A 17,138-nucleotide genomic window follows, 5' to 3' on the forward strand; every position below is an offset into this window, starting at 1 on the left:
AGCGTCAAAATTGTGAAGGGCACGGCTTTTTAATGGCGAAAATGAGGCCATGGCCCTTTCAGGTTGTAATTGCTACCTACGCCAGCAGCAGATAAGCCGCCCCTGCCAGCATGATAACGGCCAGTCCGACATGGGCAGGCTTCAGCGAACGTTGCTGCACCGGCAAGGGATCGTCATTTCCAGCCATGGCAGTGCGTGCCGCATGTTCAAGCGTCTGGATATCCTTGAGCATCATTGGCATGTCCTCCGAAATTCCGGTCAAAGCGGAATTGCATTTCCTCCCCGTGCGCCGGAATCTGTTTTTAAAACCAATCCCGAAGCGCTTCGGTCATCCTATCAGGTCTGATTTGACGCCAATGTGCAACTGGCAAAAAGGCGCGAGCCGAAAAATCTTCCCCGACCCCAATTTTGCATGATGAAAATGCCCTTCAAATGAAAACATGACTTGCGTCATCATATTATTGGGAGTTAAGAAGAGGCCCAACAGGCGGCGCGACGGCCTGCATGAGGGTTTGGTCATGTGCGCGCGGATTTGAACAATCAAAAGGCGAACAAAATGACTGGTTTCTGGCGAAAAGGCTTCATGGCTGCGGCGATGGGCATCGGCTTGCTGGGCGCGGCTTCTGCATTGGCCCAAAACGCGCCACAGGATGCATCCTCCCCGACGAATGCACCGGCGACCCCTGCCGTCGAAGCGCCTTCCAGTCCCGCACCGGCCAATACGGCGCCTGCTGCTGCTCCCGCTGCTGCGCCATCGCCTGAACTGATCCAGTCGCAGACGGCTGCTCCTGCAGCCGCGCCGGTCGAAAGCGAAAGTGGCCTGATCCTTCCGCACGACCTGTCGCCATGGGGCATGTTCATGGCTGCCGACTGGGTCGTGAAAGCGGTGATGATCGGTCTGGCGCTGGCTTCGCTTGCCACATGGACGGTCTGGGTCGCCAAATCGCTTGAACTGGCCGGTGCACGTCGCCGCGCTTATAAGGCATTGAAGGTTATCGGGCATTCGGCCACGCTTGCCGAAGCGGTACGTGCGCTCGACGGAGCAAAGGGGCCCGGTGCGGTTCTGGTCCGTGCTGCGGAAGACGAAGTTCGCCTTTCCGGTCCGGCGCTTGCCCGCGCTGGCGGCGAAGGCCTCAAGGAACGCGTATCCTCGCGCCTGTCGCGCATCGAAGCCAAGGCCGGACGCCGCCTCTCCAAAGGCACCGGCATTCTTGCGACCATCGGATCGGTCGCGCCGTTTGTCGGTCTGTTCGGCACGGTCTGGGGCATCATGAATTCATTCATCAATATCAGCCAGGCGCAGACCACGAACCTCGCGGTCGTGGCGCCGGGTATCGCGGAGGCCCTGCTTGCAACAGCCATCGGCCTCGTCGCGGCTATTCCTGCCGTGGTCATCTATAACGTTTTCGCCCGTTCGATCACCGGCTACAGGTCGCTGCTCGCCGATGCTTCGGCGGGCGTGGAGCGCCTTGTCAGCCGCGACCTCGATTTCAGGACGGCCGGTGTGCGTGAAGGCACGCTGCACGCAGCGGAGTAGGCGCCATGGCTGGTAAAGTTCGCCAAGGCGGCGGTGACGATCTCGAGCTGAACCACGAGATCAATGTGACGCCCTTCATCGACGTCATGCTGGTTCTGCTCATCATTTTCATGGTGGCGGCACCGCTGGCCACGGTTGACGTGAAAGTGGACCTGCCTGCCTCGACGGCAGCGCCCGCACCGCGCCCCGACAAGCCGCTTTACGTGACGCTGAAGGAAGACCTCAGTGTCAGCGTCGGCAACGATGTCGTGCACCGCGAGCGCCTCGGCGGTGCGCTGGACGTGCTGTCGGAGAAGAACAAGGAAGCGCGCATCTTCCTGCGCGCCGACAAGAATGTCGGCTATGGCGAATTGATGCGGGTGATGAACCTTCTGCGTGAGGCGGGTTACCTGAAGATCGCGCTGGTGGGGCTTGAAACCGTTGGTGCGAACGCCGGGACCGCTCCGGCGGCTGCAACTCCTGGAACGGCACCTTCCACGCAGGCACCGCAGGGAGCTGCGCAATGAATGCACTCCCGCCCGTGCATCCCCCGATAAAGGTGGCTTCGGCCGACGTTCACCATCATTCCTTCTGGCATGATGCGGGGCGCTGGCTCGGCGCGGGCATTCTTGTTCTGACCGTTCACGCCGCCGGGGCCTATGCCATCCACATGGCGCAGGAAGAAGACCAGCCCGACGGGACGCAGGTTGCCGCCATGGTGGTGGAACTGGCACCTGAACCGGAAGCGCCGATGGAAGAACAGGTGGCGGAGGAAGCCCAGCCGGAAACGGCTGAAGCGCCGCAGGAACTGGCGGAACCGGCCCAGCAGCCGGAACCCGTGCAGGAAGAACCAACGCCGCCCGAGCCGGAAGAGGCGACCCCGCCCGAACCCGCGCCGGAACCGCAGGCCGTTCAGGAACCGGAAGAAGTCGTTCCGGATGTGGTCCAGGCGGAAAAGCCGGAAGTCGCGGTGCCCATGCCCGTTGAAAAGCCGGAAGTGAAGCCGGAGCCCAAGCCAGAGCCGAAGCCGGAACCGAAAAAGGTCGAGAAGCCAAAGCCGGAGAAGCCAAAGCCGCCCAAGGCTGAAAAGCCCAAGCCCAAGAAGGCTGAGAAAGCACCGGAGACCCGTCAGGCCGCTGCGCCGCAGATGGATGCTGACAATGGCGCTCGTGCTGCCGCAAATCGTAGAGGTGAAAACTCTGCATCCGCGGGTGTCAGTTCCGCCAAGTGGACCTCGAAGCTGCAGTCGCATATGGCGCGCAATGTGCGTTTCCTGCAGCGGAAATCACGCAATGCCAAGGGGCTTGTTCAGGTTACCTTCGTGATTGACCCATCGGGCAATGTGCTTTCCGCCCGTCTGGCCGGTTCGTCAGGTAATCCAGACGTGGATCAACTGGCACTGGAAGCGGCGCGCCGAGCCTCGCCGGTGCCTGCACCGCCAGCCGCTGTTGCCAAGGCGCGTATGCCGATCACCTTGCCGTTGCTGTTCAAGTAGGCCATGAAGCAAGCGCGATTTTAAAGGCCTGCCTGCCTAATCAGAACCGGCTTTTCCATTGCCCGCAATCACTCCACAAACCCGAACATCGGGCCATAGCCGCCGTGCCAGGATATGTCGTTGCGCTGCAGCGCCGGGACGTAGATGCCTGCGCCACCGCCACCATCCAGAAACAGGGCGTTCGGGCATTGAAGATGGTCGCGAAACAATCGTGCAAAGTCGTGGAAATTGACCGCATCCTCGCTGACCGTGAAGCGGATCACGCCGCCCTTGCAAATGCCGACGCCGCTGCGCCGCGTCCTGTCGGTGGAGCCGACGATGAAAATCGGATTGACCTTGTTGCCGATAACGAGCATCGGCCCGGACTGGGTTGCCAGACGCGGCTTCATCCCCTGTTTCATGAAACGGTCTGTCGGCAATATTCCAGCGCCCTTGTCACCCAGATAGAAGATGCCGTTCGGCTTCTTGTAGAAGTTTGGCACGGGGCCGGAACCGCGGGCAGGTGCGGCCTTGCTCGCCGGGCGAAGTTCGCGGCCATCCTCGATATAGAGGCCCATTGGCGAAAAGTCCGGCTGGTACATTCCGGCGTTGAGCGCGAAAACCAATGTCTTGCCCTGGCTTGCGGCAGTGCCAGCCAGATTTGAAAAATTGCGGTAAGGCTCGCCATCCGCATCTTTCCAGAACAGGTGCAGGCCGGTGCCTTCGGCTCCGGCGTCGCAGACGATATAATCCGTGTTCTCGAAAGTCTCGCGGTTGCAGCTTTCGGCATGGCCCGGCTGCGTCAGTACAGCAATCGCAGCCGCCATTGTTGCGGCAGCGAACAGGGTTCGCTTGACGGGAATCATCGCTGTGCTGCCTTCCGATATTGGTTATTCGGACGACAGTGCCACAGCCGGGAGCAGGCGGGAAGCCTTGCGCGCGGGCAGGAAGCCGAAGATGAGGCCGGTCGCGAAAGCGCAGGCGAAGGCCAGCAGGACAGGCCCCACGCTGTAGCCGACAGAAAGCCCGGCCCAGCCCGCGACGGCTGCCGCGCCCAGCCCGACCACGACGCCGAAGGCACCGCCAATGGCCGAGACGGTCAGCGCCTCGGTGATGAATTGCAGCAGGATATCGCGCCTTCTCGCACCCGTTGCCATCCGCACGCCGATTTCGCGGGTTCGTTCGGTCACGCTCACCAGCATGATGTTCATCACGCCGATGCCGCCAACCAGAAGCGAGATTGCCGCGACCGACCCCAGAAACAGGGTCATCGTGTTGCCCATTGCCGTCGCGTCCTCGCGGATGGACGACATGTTGGTTATCATCGTATCCTGTTTCTTGTGGCGCTGGTCGAGCAGGTCCTGGATCTGTTCCTGCGTGGTGTTGATGAGGTCAGAATCCTTCACCTGCACGGTGATGGTGCGCACATATTTCTGGCCGAACAGCCGCAGATTGCCGGTCGAAAGCGGCACGATCACCACATCGTCCTGATCCGCACCGCCAAAGCCCGCGCCCTTTGGTTCCAGGGTGCCGATCACCTGAAACGGTATCTTCTGGATGAGGATATACTGGCCGATGGGATTGCTGCCATCCGGGAAGAGGGTGTTGACGACCGTCTTGCCCAGCACCGCGACGGGCGCATAGTTGTCCATATCGCTCTGGCTGATGAAATCGCCGGTCGCCACCTTCCACGATTTGGCTTCGGAAAAGGCGGAAACAGTGCCGTTTGCCTGCGACTGGTAATCGACATTGCCGCGCCGCAGCGTCACCGTTCCGGTCACTTCCGGCACGGCGGTCTTGATGTTCGGCAGTTCCAGAATGGCGGTGGCGTCTTCGGGAACCAGTGTCGCTATCGAGCCTGTTCCCCGGAAACCGGCCATGGAGGGGCGAACCAGAATGAGATCGGTGCCCATGGCATTGATGCGGTCGAGAATGGAATTCTGCGCGCCGGTGCCGATGGCAAGCATCGTCACCACGGAACTGACGCCGATGATGATGCCAAGCAGGGTGAGGACCGTGCGGAAAATATTGGCCCGCAAGGCGCGCATCGCCATCTTCACCGCTTCCGAAACATCGGCAATGCGGGCTGAACTGCCTTCAAGGCTTTCCTGCAGCCGGAAGGGGGCCTGCGTATCGGGAATTGCGCGCTTGACCGTGTCGGAAAGAATCTGCCCATCGCGGATTTCGATCAGCCGGTCGGCGCGTTCGGCGACTTCACGCGCATGCGTGATGACGATGACCGTGTGGCCCTGCTGGTGCATGGAGCGCAGCAGTTCCATCACGTCTTCGCCGCTCTGGCTGTCGAGCGCGCCGGTCGGCTCGTCGGCAAGGATGATGCGCCCGCCATTCATGAGCGCCCGCGCGATGGAAACGCGCTGCTGCTGGCCGCCTGAAAGCTGGTTGGGGCGATGGTCGAGACGGTCACCGAGCTTCAGCTGGTTGAGCAGTTCGGCGGCGCGGGCATGGCGTTCGGAGGCAGGCAGGCCCGCATAGATCGCCGGAACTTCGACGTTTTCCTGCGCGGTCGATGTCGAGATCAGGTTATAGCTCTGGAAGACGAAGCCGAAGGTTCTGCGCCGCAATGCTGCCAGCGCGTCGGCATCGAGTGTCGATACATCCTCGCCGTCGAGCAGATATTGTCCGCCGCTCGGGCTGTCGAGACAGCCCAGAATGTTCATCAGCGTCGACTTGCCGGAGCCGGATGCGCCCATGATCGCAACGAATTCGCCAGCCTGAATATCGAGCGTAATGCCGTGCAACACCTCAACGGCAAGATCGCCGTTGTGATAGGTCTTGCGGATATCGGTGAGCCTGATGAGCGGCGTGTCGGTCATGGGATTATCGGGCATGAGGCGGCTCATCAGAACAGGCGCATGCCGGGCCTGCGGCCACGCTGCCCGGCGGCGGCTTCGGCCCCGCTGGAAGCGCTGGTGACGATAACCTTGTCGCCTTCTTCCAGCCCGCTAATGATCTCGGTCTGTACGCGATTGCGCACGCCGATCTGAACCTCGCGTTCCGTCACCGCGCCGTTGCTGCTTACAACCTTCACCGAAATCTGCGGTTTGCCTTTCTGGTTCCGTTCTTTCTGGTTCTGATCGGCACGCTTGTAGTTCAGCGCCGAGGAGGGGACGATCAACACGTCCTTTGCCTCGTCGAGAATGAAATAGACCTGCGTGCTCATATTGATCATCAGCTCGCCGGTCGGGTTCGGCACGTCGAACAGCGCATAATAGAGAACCACATTGTTCTCGGTCGCGGGCGTCGGCTTTATCTGGCGCAGCGTGCCGGTAAAGCGCTTTTCCGGCTGGCCGAGCAGGGTGAAATAGACCGGCATTCCGGGCTTCAGCCTGCCGATGTCGGCTTCGGACACCTGCGCTTCCACGGTCATCACCTTGAGGTCGGCCACGGTGACGATGGTCGGCGCGCTCTGCACGGCATTGAGCGTTTCGCCTTCCTTGGCGGACTGATCGACGACCGTGCCTTCCATGGGGCTGTAAATCTTGGTGTAGCCGAGATCGACCTTGTCGCTGGCAAGCTGGGCTTCCTGCTGGCGGATCTGCGCGCCGAGCGCCTTCACGTCAGCATCGGCCATGGCGAGGTCGGCATCGGCCTGATCGACGGTGGACTGCGACACGCCGCGCGTGGCCAAAAGCGAGCGCTGGCGCGCCGCATTGGCCTTTTTCAGCGTGAGCTGCGCCTGTTTGCTCAGAAGTTGCGCCTTGAGATTATCGAGCTGGGCGCTGGCGATTTCCACCTTCTTCTCGAAGGGCGAGGGGTCGATTTCAGCGATGAGCTGGCCCTGCTTGACCTGATCGCCCACTTCTACCTTCACGCTTTTAAGCTGGCCGGAAACCTGCGCGCCGACATTGATGCTGCGCAGTGCGCTGAGCGTGCCGACGGCGGTAATGGCGTTTTCGATGTCGCCGCGCGTGACCGTTTCGGCAAGATAGTTCGTCTTCTGGCCGCCAGCTTCCCCCGAGCCGTAGAAATACCAGCCCGCGCCCACCGCGATTGCCGCAACCGGCAGCCAGAGCCACCAGCGGCGCGCCTTGCGCGGCGCGCGCTTCGGCGACGGTGCCTTGTGCTGCCCGGTCTTGGACGAATCGGAAGTTGTAAGCACCGTCAAACCTCAAAACTTTCTGAACCGCCGCTCATCGGAGGTTCATCACCATGTCCCGCATAATTTTTTGCACCATGCAACCAAAGCGGGACCGGGCGCGCTTCGATGGCACATTGCCTCCCGGATATCTATGCTTCCCCGCTCAGGATTTCATCTTAATTATTTGTCATGCAATAATTGCCTTTGGCACAATGGCCGGAGGCTTGTCCGTGCCTTGTCAATTGTTTCCACAGCAAGCGGTGAAATGCTGAAAAGTTGGCGCCAATATACAACTTCAGGTTATTCTTTTCAAAAAGAATGGCTTAAGCCAAATTATCAGTCAGATTAAGTGTTCTTAAATTATCTCCCGGTTAAATAAGGCTGGGAAAGCATAATCTGAAAGTAGAAAGAATAATTCAGAACGTGACCTGTCCGCGAAGGCGGATGGTCGGCGCATGCATGATGCATGTTGCTTGGGAATGGCATGAGAATAAGGTTTCGATGCTCTTGGACGGGAGGGCAAATGGCTTACCTTATTATGGGGCGGAAAAGGTTTTCATTCGTAACGAACAGGTTTCGAAGAATACCGTTACTGTTGTTTTTCAATCGTAATAAAAGCGGCACGGCGGCGGTCGAATTCGCAATATTGGCGCCGGTTTTTCTTCTGATATTGATGGGCATGATTGCGTTCGGCCTCTATCTGGGCGTGGCGAACGCCGTGCAGCAGCTTGCCGCTGATGCGACGCGGACGGCATTGGCTGGCATCGATCCGCCGGAGCGGCTCGCGCTGGCGACCAGCTATATCCGGAAGAACGCGGCGAAATATTCGCTGATCGATCCGGAAAAGATGCAGGTGAACGTGGACAATGCCCAGTCCGACCCGAACCAGTTCACCGTGACGATCCAATATGATGCGGAAAACCTGCCGATCTGGAACCTGATGACGGGCCTGCCGCTTCCGGACACGATCATCACGCGGGCATCGACAATAAGGCTCGGCGGAATCTGAAACGGGCTGGGGGGCAAAAGTCATGCGGGGTTTTGTATCGCGTTTCCTGGGTGCGCGGGGCGGCAATCTGGCGACGATGGCCGCGCTGGTCTCGCCGCTGTTCCTGGCGGTGGCGGCATTCTGCGTGGACACGAGTTCGCTGTTTCTGGAACGGCGGCAGTTGCAGAACATGGCCGACCTTGCAGCCGTCGCCGGAGCGGCTTCCCTTTCGCAGGCCAATGAAGCGGTGCTGCGGCAATTGCAGGCGAACGGCCTAGATCCGGTGCTGATGACAGACGGCTACGACCCCTCCATCGTCAACGGGAAAGCCGACAACAAGACGTGGGTCTGGGTGGAGAAGGGCAACTATTTCCCCGACAAGGACCGTGCGGTCGAAGACCGTTTCGTGGCGGGCGGTGCAAACCCGGATGCGGTTCGCGTCCGGCTGGCGCGTCCGGGCAATCTCTATTTCGGCCAATCGTTCATCAGCCGGCCCGCGCTTGGAGCGACCGGCACGGCGGCAACCAAGGCGGAAGCGGCATTTTCGGTCGGTTCGCGATTGTTGAGCCTGAATACGACGGACAGCGCGTTGAACAGCCTTCTGGGCGGGCTTCTGGGAACCTCCCTTGATCTGAAACTCGCCGACTATAAGGCTCTCGCGGCGACCGATATCAATCTCCTCGGCTTTCTGGACAAGCTTGCTCCCAAAGTGGGGTTGACGGCTGGCACATATCAGAAACTGCTCGACACTGAAGTGTCGGTCGGCATGCTCGCAAGTGTCATGGCGGAGGTCGTAACGAACAATCCGGCGGCGGGCGCCGCGCTGACCCTTCTCGGGAAAAATGCCGGCGCGCTTAACACCAAGCTGCCGGTGGGGAAATTGCTGGGCCTTGGATCGATAGCCGATGTAGCACTCGGATCATCCAATAATTACAACATCACCGCCAACGTGCTGCAGATGATTTCTGCCGCGGCCATGCTTGGGGGGGAGCATCAGCTCCAGCTTGGCCCTGGAATAAAGCTGCCCGGCCTTCTGGGACTCAAACTGGACATCGCTATTGGGGAGCCTGCGCAAAACACCCCCTTCTTCGCTGTTGGAGGGGCAGGCACATTGGTGCGCACGGCGCAGGTGCGCCTCCTTCTGACGCTGGATGTTGGCAGTGAAGGCGTTGTTTCTTATCTGGCAAATGTCCATGTGCCCATTTTCATCGATGTAGCCAGCGCCGAGGCGCAACTGAAAAGTATAAGCTGCCCGCACGGACCAGGCAGCGCCACGGTCAGGCTGGGTGTCAAACCGGGTGTGGCGGGTATATATCTCGGCGATACCGATATCGATTTGATGAAGAATTTCAGCAAGACGCCTGTCGTCAAGACGACTACCATAGCTGAAGTGAAGGCGGTTTTTCTGACAGTCGCAGAGCTCCGTGGACGTGTTCAACTTCCCCTTGGCAACCCCAAAGAGGAGATCAAGACTTTCACATCTGCGGATATTGCGGCCAAAAGGGTCCAGACCGCGAGTACGAGCAAACTCGTCGGTTCGCTGTTTGGCAGATTGATAACGGGCCTTGATCTGGAGGTGGTGCTGAGCGGAGTCCTGCCGTTGCCTTTGGGCGGGCTTACCCAGCTTCTGGGCATTTTGCTCCAGCCCCTGGCACCTGCCGTGGATGGCCTGCTCTTCGGAATTCTCGACTTGCTCGGTGTCAAACTGGGCGAGGCTGACGTTCAGGTGACCGGGGTTCTCTGTCAACGCGCCGTTCTTACACAGTGAGAAAATGGCAATAAAAAGCCCGGCTCAGCCGGGCTTTTGTCTGTGATTGGCGCGTTTAAGCCGTGCCGGTGGAACCGAAACCGCCTTCGCCGCGTGCCGTGTCGGTCACTTCGGTGCGCTCTTCGATCTTCGGCTGGACGACCGGCGCGAAAACAGCCTGCGCGATGCGCATGCCCCGTTCGATGCGAAAATCGTCATCGCCCAGATTGATCAGGAGAACTTTCACTTCACCACGATAGTCGGAATCGATGGTGCCGGGCGTGTTGAGGCAGGTGATGCCGTTTTTGAAGGCTAGGCCGGAACGCGGGCGTATCTGCACCTCGAAGCCTTCCGGAATCTCGAAGATCAGGCCGGTCGGCACCAGCGTGCGACGTCCCGGCAGGAGAACGATCTGGCGATCTTCGGCAACGGCCGCCCGCAGGTCCATGCCCGCCGAGCCGGACGTCTCATAGGCCGGGAGTTCAAGGTCCTTCGCATGTTCGAGCCGGATGATGCCGAGCGTTGGCGCGGAAGAGGATGCTGCGGTCATGAGGGAGCCTTTCCTGCGAGAGTTCAGTTGGCCTGCGAGAGACATTGTTTCATGGCGCATCTGTCTGGAAATTGTTCACACATTTCCCGATGCGCTCAAACTGGCGACGCTCATACGTGAAAACCAATGAAAGGTGTACCGCCTATTTGGCGTTTTGCAATGATAGTACGGCACAGGGTCATGCAATTTGCACCGGGAATGTCCACCGGGAATGAAAAACGCCCGACCGCGCCCATGGAACAAATCCATCCTTGGCCTGTTGGACTTCGTGTCGAAGGAGAGAGGATTTGAAAATGCCGAGCCCGGAAATGACCAGATGTATCGATGCCTGCCTTGATTGCTATCGCGTTTGCCTCCACACGGCCTCCAGCCACTGCCTTGAAGAAGGTGGGGCGCATGTCGAGCCGAAACATTACCGCATCATGCTGGCCTGCGTGGAAAGCTGCCGCACGGCAGCGCACATAATGTTGCTCGACACGCCCCTTCATCGTGAAACCTGCGGAGCCTGCGCGAAGATTTGCGAAGCCTGTGCTCAATCCTGCCGCGAGGTCGGCGGCATGGAAAAATGCGTCGAAGCGTGCGAGCAGTGCGCGGCCATCTGCCGCGAAATGGCTGGCCATTAGAGCGTGTTTCGATCCGATTGAATCAGATTCGGCACTCCGTCTCTTCCATTCGAAGCATATCCTGATCGTCCTCGTTCACTCCGGAGGGATCATGCTCGAGGTGCCGGGAGAGACGCGAAGAACGGGTTGTTTTCCCCGTCAGGCGGTCCCGCACAATCTGCTATTCCTTCAGCGGCACGGCGGTCGTTTCCTTGATCTCCTCCATCACGAAAGAGGCCGAAACGTCCGAGAGCGGCACGCTCGCAATCAGTCGCTGGTAAAGGCGGTCATAGGCCTTGACGTCCGAAACGCGGGCCTTCAGCACATAATCCAGATCACCTGTCATGCGATAAACGCCGACGATTTCCGGAAAGCGGCCCATAGCGGCGCGAAATTTCGTCAGCCAGTCGGGATCATGGCTCGATGTGCGCACCAGAATGAAGACCGACAGGCCGCAGCCGACCGTTTCGGCATCGACCAGGGCGACACGCGCCTTGATGATCCCTTCATCCTCCATACGCTTTACCCGCCGCCAGCAGGCGTTGCGGGAGAGGTGAACGCGCTCTGAGAGAGAATCAACGGACAAGGTTCCGTCGATTTGCAGTTCCCCCAGGATTTTACGGTCAATCTCGTCAAGAAATGGCTTCATCATGGGATGATTGTCCCATTAAATCCACTTTGGCAAGGATATTTTGAGATTTCATCTCGAATGCATTTGCTAGAATGATTTTTCAGAAAGGTGCTTATCGCGCCGGACAAAAGGGAACGAATTGCTCATTGACGGGAGTATTTCCAATGACCACTCGCATCACACGCCTCTTCACCGAACATCCACAGTCGGTTGACGAAACCTATTTCGAACATATGGCCTTTGCCGGTCGTTTTTCGTTCAAGCTTTTTTGTGCGGCGTTTGCAGCACTCATTCATGCAATTTTGCCATTTTTGTTCGAGAAGACGGCGAGCACGATCGTTCGCCAGCTTTATGAGCGGACGCATAACCGGGGCCGGTAATCGCCGGATCAAAAATGTGTCGTTGGGCCGCCTATCTCGGACCTGAAACCTATCTGGAAGACATCATTTCGTCTCCCTGCCATTCGCTCGTGGCGCAAAGCCACGATGCGCATGAAGCCAAAACACGGACCAATGGCGACGGCTTCGGCGTTGCCTGGTACGGCCATCGCGACGAGCCGGGCCTTTACCGGGATATTCTGCCCGCATGGTCCGACCAGAATCTCCGCAGCCTGGCGCGACAGATACGGTCGCGCCTTTTTCTTGCGCATGTGCGGGCCTCGACCGGCGGGCTTACCAGCCGTTCCAACTGCCATCCCTTCGTTTCCGGCCGCTGGAGCTTCATGCATAACGGCCAGATCGGGCATTTCGACCGGTTGCGCCGCAGGCTGGAAAGCCATTTGAGCGATGCGATCTACGGCCAGAAGCACGGCGCCACCGATTCGGAGCTGATCTTTCTACTGATGCTGGAATTCGGCCTCGACAATGACCCCGTTCTGGCGATGAAGCGCATGGTGGCAACGGTTGTCGAGGAAGCGGTCCGCGGCGGCGTGCCGCCATTTCTGCGGCTGACCGCCGCCTTCTCCGACGGAAGCCAGCTTTATGCCATCCGCTATGCGACCGATGCCTTTGCGCCGACGCTCTATACGGCGACGCTGGGCGGGTCGTCGGGCATTTGCGTGGTGTCGGAGCCGCTCGATGGCGAAGCTGCCAACTGGATGGCGGTGCCGGCAAACAGTTTCGTCACTGTTTCCCGGCAGGGGCGCATTGCGATCGAAGCTTTCGAGGAACCGATTTCCCGACCGCAGGATGCCGTGACAGTTTAGAGCGGTTTCTGTTCTAACAGAATCGCCGGAACCGCTCTAACTATTTGTTTGAACGCATTATCCAACGCATCGAAGCGGCATAAGAAATCAGTCCAGTGAACTGATTTCCCGCGTAGGCGTTTCACACTTTTGCTGGAAATGCTCCAGGCGGGCCGCGCCTTATCCTGAAACCGGTTCCCACTTTCGGTTTTTCAGCTGAACGGGAGAGGCGACCGGGAAGCTTCGAAGCCTAGGCGCTGCCGATCAATATGCCCGCCGCCAGCACCAGCGCGCCGCCGAGAACCACCTGAAGCACCGAGCGGAAGAATGGTGTTTCCATATAGCGGTTCTGGATGAAGGCGATGGCCCAGAGCTCGAAGAAGACCAGAATCGCGGCAATGCTTGTGGCGGTCCAGAAATCCTGGATCAAGTAAGGCAGGGTATGGCCGAGGCCGCCCAGCGTCGTCATGATGCCGCAGGACAGGCCGCGCTTGACCGGTGAGCCGCGACCCGACAGCTTGCCGTCGTCGTGGATCGCTTCGGTAAAGCCCATCGAAATACCGGCGCCGACCGAGGCCGACAGGCCGACCAGAAAGGTCTGCCACGTGTCCTGCGTTGCAAAAGCGGCGGCGAAGATCGGGGCGAGCGTCGATACGGAGCCGTCCATCAGGCCCGCGAGGCCCGGCTGGACATAAGTGAGGATGAACTGCTTGCGTTCGGCAGCGCGCTCCTCGTCCTGCACGTCATCCGGCGTCAGGGTGTTTTCCAGCGATTCAGCCTTGGCTTCGTGTTGCTTTTCCTGTTGGGCGAGGTCGCCCAGCAGCTTGCGGGTGTCCGCGTCGCTGACGCGCCTGGCCGCCTCGACATAGAAGCGATAGGCCTGTTCTTCCATTTCCGATGCGGCTTCGCGCACCTTGTCGATGCCAAGCGGACGCACCAGCCAGTCGGGTTTGCGATCATAATAGCCGCTGACATGCTCGCGGCGGATCAGCGGAATTCGGTCGCCGAAGCGGGCCTTGTGGCGTTCGATCAGTGCATCGCGGTGGCCATGTTCCTCTGCCGCCATCTGCTCGAAGATTTTGGCTGATTGCGGAAACTCGTCGCGCAGGCCGTCGGCATAAGCGAGGTAGATGCGGGCATCGTCCTCCTCGGAGGATATGGCGAGCGCCAGAATTTCCTGTTCGGAAAGCGAATCGAAGGGACGGCGGTCATTGCGGAAGAATCGGCTGAGCATCCTGGGAATCCAAAGTTTAGAATGATTCTAAAATATGCCTCGGCATCCGGAAGTCAAGTCTTGCAGTGCGGACACAATTGGCGCATTAAAACCCGGCCCTGAAATGAGGGGCATCATATCAGCGACCCGATCAGAAGAGAGCGAATCGATGGCATCGACGAATCTCCACACAAGCAATAGTCCGCGTCCGCTTGACCGGCAGGATTTCCGCACGCTCGGGCTTTCGGCCCTTGGCGGCGCGCTGGAGTTTTATGATTTCATCATCTTCGTGTTCTTTGCCAGCGTCATCGGCCATCTTTTCTTTCCGCCCGACATGCCGGACTGGCTGGTGCTGATCCAGACCTTCGGCATTTTTGCAGCTGGCTATCTGGTGCGCCCTGTGGGCGGCATCGTGCTGGCACATTTCGGCGACAAGTTCGGCCGCAAGCGCGTCTTCGCCTTCTCCGTCTTTCTCATGTCCATCTCGACGCTGGCCATGGCCTGCCTGCCGACCTATGCGACGCTGGGCGTCGGTGCGCCGATCCTGCTGATCGTCTTCCGCATGTTGCAGGGCGCTGCCATTGGCGGCGAAGTGCCGGGTGCATGGACCTTCGTGGCCGAACACGTTCCGGCCAATCGCGTCGGCATGGCCTGCGGGTTCCTTTGCTCGGGCCTGACGCTCGGAATCATGATCGGCTCGCTGATCGCGACTGCCATCAACTGGATTTTCACGCCGGAAGAACTGTCCGCCTTTGCGTGGCGCATTCCGTTCTTCATCGGTGGTATTTTCGGGCTGTTTGCCGTTTACCTGCGCCGCTGGCTGGCGGAAACGCCGATCTTCACCGAAATGAAGAACAGCCATCTGCTCAAGGACAAGCTGCCGCTCGGCACGGTGCTGCGCAACCATATGCATGGTGTCGTCATTTCCGTGCTGCTGACATGGATATTGTCGGCCGGCATCGTCGTCACCACGCTGATGACCGCGACCTTCCTCCAGAAGCTCTACGGTTACACGCCGCTGCAATCGCTTGCCGCCACAAGTTTCGGCACGCTTTTCCTGATGTTCGGCACGGTCGCCGCAGGCGCTATCGTGGACCGGATCGGCAGCGGGCGCTTCTTCGCCGTTGCAGGCATTTTCTTCGGTGTCGCGACCTTCGTCTTCTACACATATGCGGGGGTTTCCCTGCCCGTCCTCTTCGCGCTTTATGCGGTAATGGGGCTTTCGGTCGGCATGGTCGGCGCAGTTCCCTATGTGATGGTGCGCGCGTTCCCGGCACCGGTGCGCTTCTCGGGCCTGTCGTTTTCCTACAATGTTTCCTATGCGGTCTTTGGCGGGCTGACGCCGGTGATCGTGACCTCGCTTCTGGCGGTCAATCCGATGGCCCACGCCTGGTATCTGGTGTTCATCGCCGTTCTGACCTGCGGGCTTGGCCTATACCTGATGGCCCGCAGCGATCAGGTCGAAGGCGAGATCGGTCTGACGGAGCTTTCGACCGGGAGTGCCGTTCCACAGCCGAACTGAAAAAGGGCCGCGAAAGCGGCCCTTTCTTTTGCGCATGTCTTTATCCCAAAACCGGTTCTCACTTTTGGGAGACATGCTTAGTGTGCCGCGAGCTTTGCGGCACCGGGTTCCTTATCGTGGACGGCAAACCGGTCGATCATGTCGGCGCTTGCTTCATTGAAGCCGATCACCGAAACATCCGTGCCGCTGGCGCGATATTTCAGCACCACCTTGTCGAGCGCGCCGACCGAGGTGATATCCCACAGATGAGCGCGGCTGACATCGATCGTGACCTTGCGTGCAGGCGTTGAAAAATCGAAAGCTGCGATGAAGTTTTGCGCCGAGGCGAAGAAAATCTGGCCCTCCACCGTATAGACGCGTTCGCTTCCGTCCGCGCTCGCGGTTTCGCTTACCCGGAACATTCTGGCGACCTTGCCTGCGAAGAACACGCCGGAAAGCAGAACGCCCACCAGAACACCCTTGGCCAGGTCATGGGTGGAGACGACTGTAACAACGGTTGCCAGCATGACGATGGAGGAGGATGGCGGATTGCGGCGCAGGTCGAGGATCGAACGCCACGAGAAGGTGCCGATGGAGACCATGATCATGACTGCCACGAGCGCGGCCATCGGAATGATACGCACCAGATCGTCGAGAACCAGAATCAGGAACAGCAGGAAAGATCCGGCAACGAAGGTCGACAGCCTCCCGCGTCCGCCGGAGGAAACATTGATGACCGACTGCCCGATCATGGCGCAACCGCCCATGCCGCCGATCAGCGCGGAGGAGATGTTGCTGCTGCCCTGGCCGATGCATTCCTGGCTCTTGTTGCTGGTCGTATCCGTCATGTCATCGACAATCTGGGCGGTCATCAGCGATTCGAGCAGGCCGACTGCCGCCAGCGTGATCGAATAGGGCAGGATGATCTGCAGCGTTTCCAGCGTCAGCGGCACCTGCGGAAGGGCGAAGACCGGCAGTGCGGAGGGCAGTTCCCCGAGATCGCCGACGGTTCGCAAATCCATGCCGGTCGTCCAGGCAAGCGTGGTGAGCATGGCAATGGCGACAAGCGGCGAGGGGATCAGCTTGGTGACGCGGGGGAACAGATAGATGATGGCGAGACCGCCTGCGATCATCCAGTAGGTCTGGACCGGGACATGGATGAGTTCGGGCAGCTGCGCCATGAAGATGAGGATCGCCAAGGCATTGACGAAACCGGTGATGACCGAGCGTGAAACGAAACGCATCAAACGGCCCAGTTTCAGAAACCCTGCAAGAATTTGCAGAATGCCCATCAGGATGGTGGCGGCAAAGAGATATTGCAGCCCGTGTTCCTTGACGAGCGAAACCATCACAACTGCGGTTGCGGCGGTCGCAGCCGAGATCATGCCGGGACGTCCGCCGGTGAAGGCGGAAACACAGGCAATGGCGAAGGAGGCGAAAAGACCGACCATCGGGTCGACGCCTGCGATGACTGAAAAGCCGATGGCTTCCGGAATGAGGGCAAGTGCTACGACGATGCCGGAAAGAATATCGCCGCGAGTATTGGAGAACCACTCGCGGCGGTAGGCAGCAAGACGTGTCATTGAATTTTCCGCAAATAGAAAACGGACAGGAATGCCCGTATCAACATGGCC

The 17,138-nt window shown here is 59.4% G+C and carries 17 protein-coding genes; 8 read left to right on the forward strand and 9 right to left on the reverse strand.

Annotation, left to right across the window (positions count from 1 at the left end; translation table 11 throughout):
- Positions 1-76: 76 nt before the first annotated feature.
- Positions 77-235 carry a hypothetical protein gene (locus ACS5UA_RS15980; RefSeq protein ID WP_021587971.1) on the reverse strand — a complete coding sequence of 53 codons (159 nt, stop codon included), beginning with the start codon at positions 233-235 and terminating at the stop codon, positions 77-79.
- Between the two features lie 285 nt (positions 236-520).
- Here ACS5UA_RS15980 and exbB point away from each other — a divergent pair, with 285 nt between their 5' ends.
- From exbB to ACS5UA_RS15995, 3 genes are read left to right on the forward strand one after another with little or no spacing between them, the layout of a single operon-like run.
- The gene (gene exbB / locus ACS5UA_RS15985; protein WP_021587970.1) at positions 521-1,537 is read left to right on the forward strand and encodes a tonB-system energizer ExbB; all 1,017 of its coding nucleotides are present in this window, start codon (positions 521-523) and stop codon (positions 1,535-1,537) included.
- Positions 1,538-1,542: 5 nt separating this feature from the next.
- Entirely contained in the window at positions 1,543-2,043 is a 501-nt protein-coding gene (exbD, locus tag ACS5UA_RS15990) for a TonB system transport protein ExbD (protein ID WP_021587969.1), read from the forward strand.
- Complete coding sequence (locus tag ACS5UA_RS15995; protein ID WP_021587968.1) at positions 2,040-3,011, forward strand: energy transducer TonB family protein; 972 nt, start codon at positions 2,040-2,042, stop codon at positions 3,009-3,011. Before exbD ends, ACS5UA_RS15995 begins: the two co-directional genes overlap by 4 nt.
- Before the next feature lie 68 nt (positions 3,012-3,079).
- Here ACS5UA_RS15995 and ACS5UA_RS16000 read toward each other — a convergent pair whose 3' ends face one another.
- From ACS5UA_RS16000 to ACS5UA_RS16010, 3 genes are read right to left on the reverse strand one after another with little or no spacing between them, the layout of a single operon-like run.
- Entirely contained in the window at positions 3,080-3,856 is a 777-nt protein-coding gene (locus tag ACS5UA_RS16000) for a phosphodiester glycosidase family protein (protein ID WP_021587967.1), read from the reverse strand.
- Between the two features lie 24 nt (positions 3,857-3,880).
- A complete protein-coding gene (locus ACS5UA_RS16005; RefSeq protein ID WP_031347270.1) occupies positions 3,881-5,824 on the reverse strand; it encodes a MacB family efflux pump subunit in 1,944 nt (647 codons plus the stop codon).
- Between the two features lie 26 nt (positions 5,825-5,850).
- Entirely contained in the window at positions 5,851-7,110 is a 1,260-nt protein-coding gene (locus tag ACS5UA_RS16010; protein ID WP_021587965.1) for an efflux RND transporter periplasmic adaptor subunit, read from the reverse strand.
- A 574-nt stretch (positions 7,111-7,684) separates the two neighbouring features.
- Between ACS5UA_RS16010 and ACS5UA_RS16015 the strand changes: the two genes are divergently transcribed.
- Together ACS5UA_RS16015 and ACS5UA_RS16020 are read left to right on the forward strand one after the other, a co-directional pair.
- Entirely contained in the window at positions 7,685-8,098 is a 414-nt protein-coding gene (locus ACS5UA_RS16015) for a TadE/TadG family type IV pilus assembly protein (RefSeq protein ID WP_021587964.1), read from the forward strand.
- Positions 8,099-8,120: 22 nt separating this feature from the next.
- Complete coding sequence (locus tag ACS5UA_RS16020; protein WP_443101509.1) at positions 8,121-9,845, forward strand: pilus assembly protein TadG-related protein; 1,725 nt, start codon at positions 8,121-8,123, stop codon at positions 9,843-9,845.
- A gap of 55 nt (positions 9,846-9,900) precedes the next feature.
- Here the strand turns inward: ACS5UA_RS16020 and dut are convergent, their stop codons facing one another.
- The 3 genes from dut to ACS5UA_RS16035 all read right to left on the reverse strand — a co-directional run bounded on the left by dut (position 9,901) and on the right by ACS5UA_RS16035 (position 11,625).
- A complete protein-coding gene (gene dut / locus ACS5UA_RS16025; RefSeq protein WP_021587962.1) occupies positions 9,901-10,374 on the reverse strand; it encodes a dUTP diphosphatase in 474 nt (157 codons plus the stop codon).
- A gap of 110 nt (positions 10,375-10,484) precedes the next feature.
- Entirely contained in the window at positions 10,485-10,994 is a 510-nt protein-coding gene (locus ACS5UA_RS16030) for a hypothetical protein (protein ID WP_021587961.1), read from the reverse strand.
- A 163-nt stretch (positions 10,995-11,157) separates the two neighbouring features.
- Positions 11,158-11,625: an Lrp/AsnC family transcriptional regulator gene (locus ACS5UA_RS16035; protein ID WP_006473245.1), complete on the reverse strand. Its 468-nt coding sequence runs from the start codon at positions 11,623-11,625 to the stop codon at positions 11,158-11,160.
- 146 nt (positions 11,626-11,771) lie between these two features.
- Between ACS5UA_RS16035 and ACS5UA_RS16040 the strand changes: the two genes are divergently transcribed.
- Positions 11,772-11,987: a DUF6356 family protein gene (locus ACS5UA_RS16040; protein WP_006473246.1), complete on the forward strand. Its 216-nt coding sequence runs from the start codon at positions 11,772-11,774 to the stop codon at positions 11,985-11,987.
- 14 nt (positions 11,988-12,001) lie between these two features.
- Complete coding sequence (locus tag ACS5UA_RS16045) at positions 12,002-12,811, forward strand: class II glutamine amidotransferase (protein ID WP_006467656.1); 810 nt, start codon at positions 12,002-12,004, stop codon at positions 12,809-12,811.
- Positions 12,812-13,040: 229 nt separating this feature from the next.
- On the opposite strand, the gene mbfA is transcribed toward ACS5UA_RS16045, so the two are convergent.
- On the reverse strand, positions 13,041-14,024 hold the full coding sequence (gene mbfA / locus ACS5UA_RS16050; protein WP_025090940.1) for an iron exporter MbfA: 984 nt from the start codon (positions 14,022-14,024) through the stop codon (positions 13,041-13,043).
- Positions 14,025-14,172: 148 nt separating this feature from the next.
- Between mbfA and ACS5UA_RS16055 the strand changes: the two genes are divergently transcribed.
- Positions 14,173-15,525, forward strand: a complete 1,353-nt coding sequence (locus ACS5UA_RS16055) for an MFS transporter (RefSeq protein ID WP_113477246.1) — start codon at positions 14,173-14,175, stop codon at positions 15,523-15,525.
- 77 nt (positions 15,526-15,602) lie between these two features.
- Here the strand turns inward: ACS5UA_RS16055 and ACS5UA_RS16060 are convergent, their stop codons facing one another.
- Positions 15,603-17,087 (reverse strand): SulP family inorganic anion transporter, encoded by a 1,485-nt coding sequence (locus tag ACS5UA_RS16060; RefSeq protein ID WP_443101510.1) that lies wholly within the window; start codon positions 17,085-17,087, stop codon positions 15,603-15,605.
- Positions 17,088-17,138 lie beyond the last annotated feature (51 nt).

This window comes from Brucella sp. RRSP16 (assembly GCF_052246815.1).
In the GTDB taxonomy this organism is placed as follows: domain Bacteria; phylum Pseudomonadota; class Alphaproteobacteria; order Rhizobiales; family Rhizobiaceae; genus Brucella; species Brucella intermedia.